At 34.5% G+C, this 10,435-nt stretch carries 12 protein-coding genes; 5 read left to right on the top strand and 7 right to left on the bottom strand.

Annotated elements, in window-relative coordinates; translation table 11 throughout:
• Window positions 1-241: integrase core domain-containing protein (locus BJN41_RS12825; protein WP_141730354.1), on the top strand; the 241-nt coding region annotated here is incomplete at its 5' end.
• 102 nt (window positions 242-343) lie between these two features.
• On the opposite strand, the gene BJN41_RS12830 is transcribed toward BJN41_RS12825, so the two are convergent.
• The gene (locus tag BJN41_RS12830; protein ID WP_070155657.1) at window positions 344-3,190 is read right to left on the bottom strand and encodes an Alw26I/Eco31I/Esp3I family type II restriction adenine-specific DNA-methyltransferase; all 2,847 of its coding nucleotides are present in this window, start codon (window positions 3,188-3,190) and stop codon (window positions 344-346) included.
• Between the two features lie 1,175 nt (window positions 3,191-4,365).
• Between BJN41_RS12830 and BJN41_RS12840 the strand changes: the two genes are divergently transcribed.
• Window positions 4,366-5,853, top strand: a complete 1,488-nt coding sequence (locus tag BJN41_RS12840) for a SulP family inorganic anion transporter (protein WP_000953323.1) — start codon at window positions 4,366-4,368, stop codon at window positions 5,851-5,853.
• Window positions 5,854-5,865: 12 nt separating this feature from the next.
• The gene (locus tag BJN41_RS12845) at window positions 5,866-6,717 is read left to right on the top strand and encodes a universal stress protein (protein ID WP_070155662.1); all 852 of its coding nucleotides are present in this window, start codon (window positions 5,866-5,868) and stop codon (window positions 6,715-6,717) included.
• A 130-nt stretch (window positions 6,718-6,847) separates the two neighbouring features.
• Here BJN41_RS12845 and BJN41_RS12850 read toward each other — a convergent pair whose 3' ends face one another.
• From BJN41_RS12850 to BJN41_RS12880, 6 genes are all read right to left on the bottom strand, one after another.
• The gene (locus BJN41_RS12850; protein ID WP_070155664.1) at window positions 6,848-7,138 is read right to left on the bottom strand and encodes an addiction module antidote protein; all 291 of its coding nucleotides are present in this window, start codon (window positions 7,136-7,138) and stop codon (window positions 6,848-6,850) included.
• A 1-nt stretch (window position 7,139) separates the two neighbouring features.
• Complete coding sequence (locus BJN41_RS12855) at window positions 7,140-7,436, bottom strand: type II toxin-antitoxin system RelE/ParE family toxin (protein WP_004647749.1); 297 nt, start codon at window positions 7,434-7,436, stop codon at window positions 7,140-7,142.
• A gap of 198 nt (window positions 7,437-7,634) precedes the next feature.
• Window positions 7,635-7,961 (bottom strand): hypothetical protein, encoded by a 327-nt coding sequence (locus BJN41_RS12860; protein ID WP_005108845.1) that lies wholly within the window; start codon window positions 7,959-7,961, stop codon window positions 7,635-7,637.
• Window positions 7,951-8,208: a hypothetical protein gene (locus BJN41_RS12865; protein WP_227515241.1), complete on the bottom strand. Its 258-nt coding sequence runs from the start codon at window positions 8,206-8,208 to the stop codon at window positions 7,951-7,953. The genes BJN41_RS12860 and BJN41_RS12865 overlap by 11 nt, the downstream gene beginning before the upstream one ends.
• Window positions 8,201-9,348 (bottom strand): IS3 family transposase gene (locus BJN41_RS12870; protein WP_100358110.1). Its coding sequence is split into 2 segments (ribosomal slippage): window positions 8,201-9,102 and window positions 9,102-9,348, totalling 1,149 coding nucleotides; the frame shifts between segments, so codons are not numbered across the junction. Before BJN41_RS12870 ends, BJN41_RS12865 begins: the two co-directional genes overlap by 8 nt.
• 57 nt (window positions 9,349-9,405) lie before the next feature.
• Window positions 9,406-9,615 (bottom strand): hypothetical protein, encoded by a 210-nt coding sequence (locus tag BJN41_RS12880; protein ID WP_227515242.1) that lies wholly within the window; start codon window positions 9,613-9,615, stop codon window positions 9,406-9,408.
• A 106-nt stretch (window positions 9,616-9,721) separates the two neighbouring features.
• On the opposite strand from BJN41_RS12880, the gene BJN41_RS12885 reads away from it, so the two are divergent.
• Together BJN41_RS12885 and BJN41_RS12890 are read left to right on the top strand one after the other, a co-directional pair.
• Complete coding sequence (locus BJN41_RS12885) at window positions 9,722-10,036, top strand: hypothetical protein (protein WP_005108843.1); 315 nt, start codon at window positions 9,722-9,724, stop codon at window positions 10,034-10,036.
• A gap of 172 nt (window positions 10,037-10,208) precedes the next feature.
• On the top strand, window positions 10,209-10,435 hold a 227-nt coding region (locus BJN41_RS12890; protein ID WP_070154200.1), incomplete at its 3' end, for a transposase.

A 10,435-nucleotide genomic window follows, 5' to 3' on the forward strand; every position in this document is an offset into this window, starting at 1 on the left:
GCAAACAAATGGTATATGTGAGCGTTTCCATAAGACGATTTTGCAGGAGTTCTATCAAATTACGTTTAGGAAGAAGCTTTATAGCTCATTGGAAGAATTACAAGTTGATCTAGACGATTGGCTGAAATTCTATAATACTGAACGGACTCATCAAGGAAAAATGTGCTGTGGTCGTACACCACTTGAAACTTTACTTGATGGAAAACGGATTTGGGCTGAGAAAAATTTAGCTCAAATTTAACCTGACAGGCACAATAAAAAATGGGTAACTGTCAGATCAGGTTTGAGCTAGTACACTTAATATTTAATAGTTTAAAAGCCCCTCCTAGGAGGGGCTTGGAACTTAATACTTATTAATCTGGTCTAAATAGCGATTGGTTGTTGATGGTTTTTCGATGAACTCATTTGGAATAACATGTTCCAAGTCTGCTATTGCCTCAAATGCACTCACTTGTTGTGATTCATCTAAAGTCGTAGGGGTAGGAAAAAATTCCTCAATTTTATGTGAACCGATAACATTTTTATGAACCCCTAAAATAATGACACGTTTACGTTTTTGAGGCACTCCATAATGTACCGTATTTAATAAACGTCCTTCACAAACATATCCCAACTCTTCGAGTAGTTCTTTTGTTTGATCATAAAAATTACCTTTATCTAATGTTAGAAATCCTTGGACATTTTCCATCACAACAACCTTAGGATTTATAACAGAAATAGATTCAATAAACTCTAAAAACAATTGGTTTCTAGGATCGTCAATAATTCTCTTCCCAGCCTGTGAAAAGCCTTGACATGGAGGGCCTCCACACAAAATATCAATCTTATTTGCATATTGATAAATTTTTTGTTTCGTATGTGCCTCTGAAATATCACCATAAATAACATCTGTTTCTGGATGATTTGCTTTATGGGAAATACATGCAGAAAGAAAACAATCATTTGCAAAGATAGGTTTTAAACCTGCTTGGAACATACCTTGACTCATCCCCCCAGCACCTGCAAAAAGGTCTCCAAAAGTATTTAGTGTGGGTACAATTTCCTTAAGGCGTGAGCCAATAGCTTGAGCAAAAAGACAAGGAACGGCATTACCAATCTGGGTTAAAACATCTTTTTTATTGCCATAAAAATAGTAATTATCTGGAAAGCTTTGTAATCTAGCGGCTTCACGAGCAGTAATTACTCTTTCAAGTTTTGGGTGAACATAAGTTCCATTACCTGGACGATTAAAATAGGTGGTGATGGTATAAGAAGGCTTCTCGTAGTTGATCCGACCATAAAGGGTAGTTCTTCCACCACTTTTAGCAATTTGCATCAGTCGTTGTGATTTTTTCATAGTCGTTTCTGAAATATTTTGCCAATTTCCTCCTGGTGGAATATGAGAAATCATCTCCAGATCAAGATCACTTAATTTAAAACCCATATTATTAATTAATATATTATTTTTAATAAATAAATCTTTATATCTCTTTGCAAGTAATGCAGTATTTTCGAACTGGCTTAGATCGTGAGAAATTATTTGTTTAAAAAATTTTTTTTCGTCAAATTCATTTAGATTAACTTTCTTAATTGTATTATGCAGACCATCTTCTGATGGCACTAATAAATTAAAACCCTTTAAAGAAATACTGTTAATTTCATCTAAAATTTTATTATCTTGGGTTTTTAAATATTTTTCACATAAAATTGAAATTCTATCAATTACTTCCTTGTCAGTGTGAACAGGAAATTGAGAGATTTCATAATTACCAATGTGGTTATTAGAATTAAATTTCTTAAAAAACCAATTAATAATTTCAGTGTTAAATAAAGCTAAAAAATAGTATATATTATATCCAAATATATTATCTTCGACAGATATAAAATTACAAGAATTCCCTAAGATGAGGTTTTCATTTACAAGTGAAAATTTAATTCTTACGGCACTTTTTTGGTTGCTAATTTGTGGGCAAGCAATCCGTTTTTTATTTATATATATAGACTTCTTTGTTTTTGTAATAAATTCATCTGAAATATACAACGCATCTTCAAGATCTTTTAAAAAAAATTTTTGAATATTATTTCCCTTAATAAGTTTAAAATTTGTTTGTTCTTTCTTTATATATGATTTAAACATAGTCAGGTCTAATTCACCACGTTGATTTTTGACAAATGGCAAAGATTCAACAGTAGGAAATTTTTTCAGCTCGCTAAGTGTATTTATATCCTTCGAATCATACTTACTAAGTGATAGATTTTTATCAAAACTCTTTATAATATCAATGCTTACTGTTGTTTTTTTTGAGTTTTCTGAAAAAACAATGCTGTAATTATTCACCTTAAATTTACGTAAGTAAATGTTTGTCAGAGCTTGAGTAACACCTTTAAATAGACCTGATTTTTCTTCAAAATAGTCAATTCTATTTATTTTTGTATTTTCAATAATATATTTTCTTAAATTAAATGCTGTTTTATCTGCCAAAAAAGTATTAGGAATAAGCAAAGAAATATATGATTTTTCATGTGTGTATTCTAGGATAATCTTTTCAACAAAAAATTTGTAAAGATTAGGAACACCTTGATTGCTTAGCTCAAAGTTCTTAGTTAATTTATTAGATAAATCACTATAAAATTTTTTATCAGACTCGTATTCTAATGGATTTGAGTAATTTTTAGCATCTATTTTTAAACCTTTATAAGGGGGATTGGTAATTAAAATATCAAATTTAACCTCCTTCCCAAATGCTTTTTCTAAAGATATATATTCATCAGAATAATTATTAAAGATTAGACCTTTAGCTGAGTTGGATTTAAATAATTTATTATCAATATCTAAATTAAATAAATTTTTAACGAAATCTTGATAACATGAAAAAAAATATATTAATATATTCTCATCAATATCACAAAAATAAATATTTTTAATAACTTTATTTATCTGTTCTTTAGAAATTTTTTTCTCATACAATTTTCTTAGAAATGCGAAAATAAAACTCCCCATTCCAACACAAGGCTCAAGAAATTTTTTATTAGTAATATTCTCTAAAAAATCTTCATCAAAAGTATCAACTAAGTTACTCACTATTTCATAAGCTAGATCCAAATTTGTCCAGTATATTCCATATTTTTGTTTCGTAACTTCATCAAAATTACTCTCATATTGATCCATTTGAATCTGGAGATTTTGCCAAATAATATCAAAATTACTCATGTTTTTACCTATTTTTAGATATGAGTATAATAACTTAAAACGAGACCATAAAAAAGAGACGTTTTTAAAAAGTAAATTGATTGTGCATTTTTTAGAATTTAAAATGAATTTTTCCAAATTAAGTTTTTTAAATAAAAAAGCCCGACATCCTGTCGGGCTTTTTCGTATTGGGTGTTTAGGTATAACTCCTGTCGTACCTCACGTCCTGGTGTCGCACTTATCATTATTGTTTTATGTGTTGGAACATCCTGTTCTCTATGTCCCCATCATATGAAAAATCCCCATACTGACATAGACGCAATGSTCCCTAATTCATGTCAGCTTTGGCTTACAAGATTGCTCAAAACTTACCCCAAGGTTTATCCGCARAAATTGCGGATAATTTCCGAAGTGCAGGCATTGAGTTATCAGGGAATAAGCGAAATATGAGCGTTTTTTGATCGATTTTATTGGCCGAAAGTGACAAATCTGTTCAATAAAAAGCCGACTTGTTTCAAAGTCGGCTTTTTGGGCATTTTTGGATTTTTCTATTTTTATTAAGTATTTGATATTTAAATTAATATACAAGTGTATTGCGTATAAYCRCCATTATGTTAAATGGACATAAATCAATTCTAAAATTATCTATGATAATTCTATACTTTTACTTCGATACTGCGGTTAGGGTGGATAGAAAAGAGTCTAACTGCTATCATTGCCCCCGAAATCCTCCAAAATAGATATCTTTCTTAATATGACACTTACGCCACCATAAGTTTATTTACCTCTTAATTCAGTAAATAACTCATCACTGTCTAGTGATGTGGTGTAGTAGCTTGTGTGTCATATATCACATCACTAGCCTTTCCTAAAATTTAAAAAAATAGGCTATTTTCATGTTATCCGCCATTATGTTAAATGGACATAAATCAATTCTAAAATTATCTATGATAATTCTATACTTTTACTTCGATACTGCGGTTAGGGTGGATAGAAAAGAGTCTAACTGCTATCATTGCCCCCGAAATCCTCCAAAATAGATATCTTTCTTAATATGACACTTACGCCACCATAAGTTTATTTACCTCTTAATTCAGTAAATAACTCATCACTGTCTAGTGATGTGGTGTAGTAGCTTGTGTGTCATATATCACATCACTAGCCTTTCCTAAAATTTAAAAAAATAGGCTATTTTCATGTTATCCACTATTCGAGAACAATGGTTCTCCAATATTCGCGGGGATGTTCTTGCGGGTATTGTTGTTGCTTTGGCTCTAATTCCTGAAGCAATTGCCTTCTCCATCATTGCAGGTGTCGACCCTAAAGTCGGGCTATATGCTTCATTCTGTATTGCAGTCGTGATTGCTTTCGTAGGTGGTCGCCCTGGTATGATTTCTGCTGCAACTGGTGCAATGGCTTTATTAATGGTCACACTGGTTAAAGAGCATGGTCTGCAATACTTATTAGCAGCCACAATTTTGACAGGATTTATTCAAATCCTAGCAGGTTATCTAAAATTAGGTGCTCTGATGCGGTTTGTATCAAAGTCAGTCGTGATTGGCTTTGTGAATGCCTTAGCTATTCTAATTTTTATGGCTCAATTGCCTGAACTCACCAATGTGACATGGCATGTCTATGCGATGACAGTTGGAGGTTTAGCTATTATTTATCTATTCCCTTATATCCCAGTGATAGGGAAGCTTTTACCCTCTCCTCTCATTTGTATTGTCCTCCTTACGCTCTTTGCCTTGTTCATTGGTTTAGATGTAAGAACCGTAGGCGATATGGGGCAATTACCAGATACGCTACCAATTTTCTTACTTCCTGATATTCCTTTAAATCTTGAAACTTTAGCTATTATTTTGCCTTATTCACTGGGATTAGCAGCCGTCGGTTTGCTTGAATCTATGATGACCGCAACAATTGTCGACGATTTAACAGATACCACCAGTGATAAAAACCGAGAATGTAAAGGGCAAGGTGTTGCCAATGTCGCTTCAGGCTTCTTAGGCGGAATGGCAGGCTGTGCCATGATTGGTCAATCCATTATTAATGTGAAATCTGGTGGACGTACCCGTTTATCATCATTTAGTGCAGGGGTCTTTCTGTTAATTATGGTGGTGTTTATCAGTGACTGGCTTAAAGCCATTCCAATGGCTGCACTGGTTGCTGTCATGATCATGGTAGCAATTGGAACATTTAACTGGGATTCACTACGCAATATCCGCCAATATCCCTTATCTAGCAATATTGTGATGATCGTTACAGTCATCGTGGTCGTTGCGACACATAATTTGGCTTATGGCGTATTAGTTGGTGTACTTCTTTCTGCATTATTTTTTGCCAACAAAATTGAACGCTACATGGCAATTCAGTCCGAATTTAATGAACCTGAAAATACCCGTATTTATACGGTAACAGGTCAAGTGTTCTTCAGCTCAGCAGATAAATTTACTTCTGCATTTGATTTCAAAGAAGCACTTTCAAAAGTTGTGATTGATGTTAGTCAGGCTCACTTCTGGGATGTGTCTGCGGTCGCTGCCGTAGATAAAGTGGTCATTAAGTTTAGACGTGAAGGAACAGAAGTCGAACTTATTGGAATGAATGAAGCTAGTAAAACATTAGTCGATAAGTTTGGTATCCACGACAAACCAGATGCTTTAGATCGCTTAAATAGCCACTAAGAGGGATTAGTTATGTCAAAAATTATTGCATGTATTGATGGATCATTAGTAACAAATACTGTGTGTGATTATGCAGCTTGGTTTAGCGATAAACTTAGTTCACCTATTAAACTATTGCATGTCATTGATAAGCCAAAAGCGAAAGCCCCACAAGATTTAAGTGGTGCAATTGGTCTAGGAAGTCGAGAAACCTTGCTAAACGAGTTAGTTGAACTCGAAGAACGTAAGGGAAAAATTGAGCTAGAGCATGGTCAGATTCTTCTTCGGGAAGCAAAGAATTATCTATTGGAGAAGTTTTCTATTGATGCTCAAAGTTTTCAACGCCATGGCAGTCTTTTAGAAACAATTATGGGAATGGAAGAAGACATTCGAGTTCTTGTTATGGGTAAGCATGGGACTGAAACTGAGCATGATTCCAGTAAAGTTGGAACCCATATTGAAAATGTTGTTCGTGCCCTTCATAAACCCGTATTAATAACATCTGCACTTTTTAGTCCACCTAAGTCTTTTTTAATTGCTTTTGATGGAAGTCAGACTGCACGCATTTGTGTAGAAAAAATTGCCAATAGCCCTTTATTAAAAAACCTGACAGCTCATGTGGTATATGTTGGTAAGCCAAATAGTGATATGACATCTCAAGTTACTTGGGCAAAAGAGCTGCTTGCAAATAATGGTTTTAATGTAATTGATATCGTACTTGAAGGTGATATCGAGAAATCAATATTAGATTACCAAGAGAAAAACGCTATTGATATGATGGTGGTTGGTGCATATGGTCACTCAAAAATACGCCAGTTTTTTATTGGTAGTACGACGACCAAATTGTTATCAAGCTCTACAAAACCAGTATTATTACTAAGATAATTCTTACAAGATAAAGGGATAGTTTTTAACTATCCCTTTTTTAGAATTTCTAAAATTAACATAATACACGTTATACGAAGTCAAAAAATGGGAGCTATAAGCTCCCATTTTTACTATATTTTTTAAAGTTTTAGGCGTGTTGTACAGTGAGTTTTAAGCCTAATGCATTTACTACACGATTAATCGTATCAAAACGTGGTGCTGAATCCTGACGTAGGGCTTTGTAAAGTGCTTCACGTCCAATCCCTGCTTCTTTAGCGATTTGAGTCATGCCACGAGCTTTGGCAATTACGCCAAGGGCATGAGCTAATTCAGCTGGATCATTTTCTTCAAGAACTATGTTGAGATACATCACAATGTCTTCTTCAGTTTTGAGTGACTCAGCCATATCAAAACTTGGTAAATCAGCGACTTTAACCATTTTAATCCTCCAATGTTTTCGATAGTTTGACTGCACGATCAATGTCTTGTTGTTGAGTCGATTTATCTCCGCCTCCAAGCATTACAATCACTACGTCACCATGCTGGATGTAATACATCCTCCATCCAGAACCGAAGAATTCTCTCATTTCCCAAACGCCATCTTGGAGAGGCTTAATGTCTCCCCAATTTCCACGTTGAACCTTATCTAGTCTACGATTTAGGCGAATACGGGTCATATTGTCTTTAATGCCATCTAACCATTCATCAAATTCTGGCAGACGTTTAATTTCAATCATGAGGCTTCCTTATCTTCTCACTATATTGTATTCGATCGAATACAATATGCAAGTAATCTATACGGACATCCATTAATTTCGTATAACAGCCATTATGTTAAATGGAGGTTAGATTGGTGGAAAACTCCAGTTTTTGAAACTTCAAATAGAAGCTCTTTCGTTCAATTAGTAATTGTAATTTCTATATAAATTTATATTCTATTGAATAATTATTTCATAAATTCTCCTATCATATTTGGCTGCATATGTAGCTACTTCTTGATTAATCTTTTTATGACTTTTATCTACATATGAAAAGATTATTGAATCCTCATTATGCTGCTCATAGTTGATGGCGTATTTATATTCTGAATAAGGATAAAGAGTACCTAAGCTATAAGTTTTTTGAGCACTGATATAAGTTATTTTAAGATCTGTGATTGGGGCATTGGTCCAATTTTTAATAGAAATATATCCATTCTTTTCTAATGGTTGGCATCCTATAATTAAAACTAATGCAAGACAGTAAAATAGGCTATTCTTCATTTTGGTAGTTCTGTTCAATTGGTCTTATGAGTCGACTAATAACTATAACTTTTGAGGTATCACAGCTAGGATCTACTTCAGTTATCCAAGAATAATTATTTTTTTCTAGAGGATAGGATTCTCCGCCTCCATATGCTGCTTTATCACCTAAAAAATAAGTATCCGAATCTACTTTTAGGCTCTTAGTTTCCATATCCCAATCTAGAGTTTTTGTAGCAAAATGAATAGCCACCAAAATTCTAGACACACATAACCATCTTTTGATGGGCCTTTTCATAATCTAATGGAGAACGCTGACCATTGGAACCATGTCTGCGTTTTGAGTTATAGAACATCTCTATATATTCAAAGATATCCGACCTTGCTTCAGTTCTTGTCACATAGATTTTCTTCTTGATCCTCTCTCGCTTTAACAGCTGAAAGAAGCTCTCAGCAACAGCATTATCATGGCAGTTTCCACGCCGGCTCATACTGCTTTCAAGGTTGTGATGCTTGAGAAATGTCTGCCATTCATGACTGGTGTATTGGCTACCTTGATCAGAATGAATCAGGACTTTGTTCTTTGGGCTTCTTCGCCACAAAGCCATCAGTAGAGCATCTAAAACCAGATCTGTTGTGATTCTCGACTTCATAGACCAGCCAACGACTAGCCGTGAGAATAGGTCGATTACTACTGCAAGATACAGCCATCCTTCATGAGTGCGAATATAAGTGATGTCAGTCACCCACAACTGGTTGGGCTGGGTGGGGTTAAACTGTCTGTCTAAAGTATTTCGAGCCACAATCGATGGAGTACTAACATTAGCTCTAGGTTTGCGATAGCCACGCTGTGACTTGAGACCATTCGCCTTCATGAGTCGATGTACTCGATTGATACCGCAACTTTCGCCAACGTCTTTCAAATCACAATGAATCTTGCGATAACCGTAGACTCCGCCAGATTCCAACCAGAACTGTTTAATTAATCCTGAAAGCTGTTGCCGCTTCCTCGCAGTTATACTGGTAGGTTTCTTTAACCAGGCGTAATAACCACTGTGATGAACATCTAACGTTGAACATAAACGACGAACAGACCATATATGTTGGTTGTCCCGAATAAAGGCGTACCTCATTTGGACTGGCTTGCGAAGTACACCGCGGCCTTTTTTAATATGTCCCTTTCTTCAGTGACCCTTTGCAGCTCTTTTTTTAATTTCGCTAATTCTGTAGTTGGATCACTAGATTCTGTTGTCTTGGGCTGCTGTGGATCATAACGTTTGATCCAAGCATACAGACTATGTGTAGTGGTTCCTAAACGTGTAGCAACTTCAGCCACACTATGACCTTTCTCAGTGACTTGTTTTACTGCTTCAATTTTGAATTCTTCAGGGTATCGTTTACTGCTCATAAGCACCTCGTTAATTAGCCATTTTATCTAACTAAAAGGTGTCTACAAAATCGGTGGCTATTCAAAAATTGGCAGAACTTTAGATCCATCAGCATGTTCTAGGTATAGGCATTTACCTTCCCTAATAAGCTTAGCCTCACTATAACTTGCATTATCTGCTCCCCCCGTATATTGAATACGTGGAACAACTATATTTGATTCAATTTTTTCTGTAACTGGACTACAGGCTGCAAGTAAACTTAATAAAATAAATTCTAATTTTTTCATATTAAAGGAATTTTTTGATAAAATAATAATAGAGAAATTAAAGCAAATTATTCCAAAAGGCTCTGATTAAAAATTGTTATAATTAATAGATATATGAGATAAAATTATGAAAAAATTTTTATATTTTAATTTCTTAGCAATTATTTTGACCTACGTATCTTTGCTTTATCAAAAAAATATATTAGTTGACCGCATAGTTGTAGATAAGCTTGGAGAAGTTGAAGTCATAGCTGGGGGATTTCCTCTACAGTTCCTTATAGATGGTGAAACCTCTCCAGTCGGAAGTATAAGTATCAATCCTTTATTTATTTTCATCGGCATGGATCAATTTGTTTTTCTCAATTTTTTTATTGATTATTTATTTTGGATAAGTATTTTATTTGCTTTTTCTATGATTGTGAAAAAGTACAGAATTGTATAGATCTCCTAAAATTAACATAATGCACGTTATACGAAGCCAAAAATGGGGGCATGCAGCTCCCATTTTTAGTCTTTTATCCGCTTTTTTGCTTCATCATAAACGGTAATCCTCCCTAAAAATAATTGAGTTTAAAAGTAGAAAATCGAATAACCTTGATTTAAGGAGATTTTCTATGAAAACATCTAAGTATTCAGACAGCTTGATCATGAGTATCTTGAAGCAAGCTGAAGCAGGAACACCCATACCGAACTTGTGCCGCGAACATGGTATGAGCTCTGCTACATTCTACAAGTGGAAGTCCAAATATGGCGGCATGGATCTTTCAATGATGACGCGGCTTAAAGAACTTGAGGCTGAAAATGCCCGTTTAAAACGCATGTATGCTGATGAGCGGCTAAA

The organism is Acinetobacter towneri, assembly GCF_001758345.1.
GTDB lineage: Bacteria > Pseudomonadota > Gammaproteobacteria > Pseudomonadales > Moraxellaceae > Acinetobacter > Acinetobacter towneri_A.

Coding starts and splice junctions, on each gene's coding strand:
- BJN41_RS12840 (WP_000953323.1), top strand. CDS start 4,366: ATGTTATCCACTATTCGAGAACAATGGTTCTCCAATATTCGCGGGGAT.
- BJN41_RS12885 (WP_005108843.1), top strand. CDS start 9,722: ATGAAAAAATTTTTATATTTTAATTTCTTAGCAATTATTTTGACCTAC.
- BJN41_RS12850 (WP_070155664.1), bottom strand. CDS start 7,138: ATGGTTAAAGTCGCTGATTTACCAAGTTTTGATATGGCTGAGTCACTC.
- BJN41_RS12845 (WP_070155662.1), top strand. CDS start 5,866: ATGTCAAAAATTATTGCATGTATTGATGGATCATTAGTAACAAATACT.
- BJN41_RS12855 (WP_004647749.1), bottom strand. CDS start 7,436: ATGATTGAAATTAAACGTCTGCCAGAATTTGATGAATGGTTAGATGGC.
- BJN41_RS12880 (WP_227515242.1), bottom strand. CDS start 9,615: ATGAAAAAATTAGAATTTATTTTATTAAGTTTACTTGCAGCCTGTAGT.
- BJN41_RS12830 (WP_070155657.1), bottom strand. CDS start 3,190: ATGAGTAATTTTGATATTATTTGGCAAAATCTCCAGATTCAAATGGAT.
- BJN41_RS12860 (WP_005108845.1), bottom strand. CDS start 7,961: ATGAAGAATAGCCTATTTTACTGTCTTGCATTAGTTTTAATTATAGGA.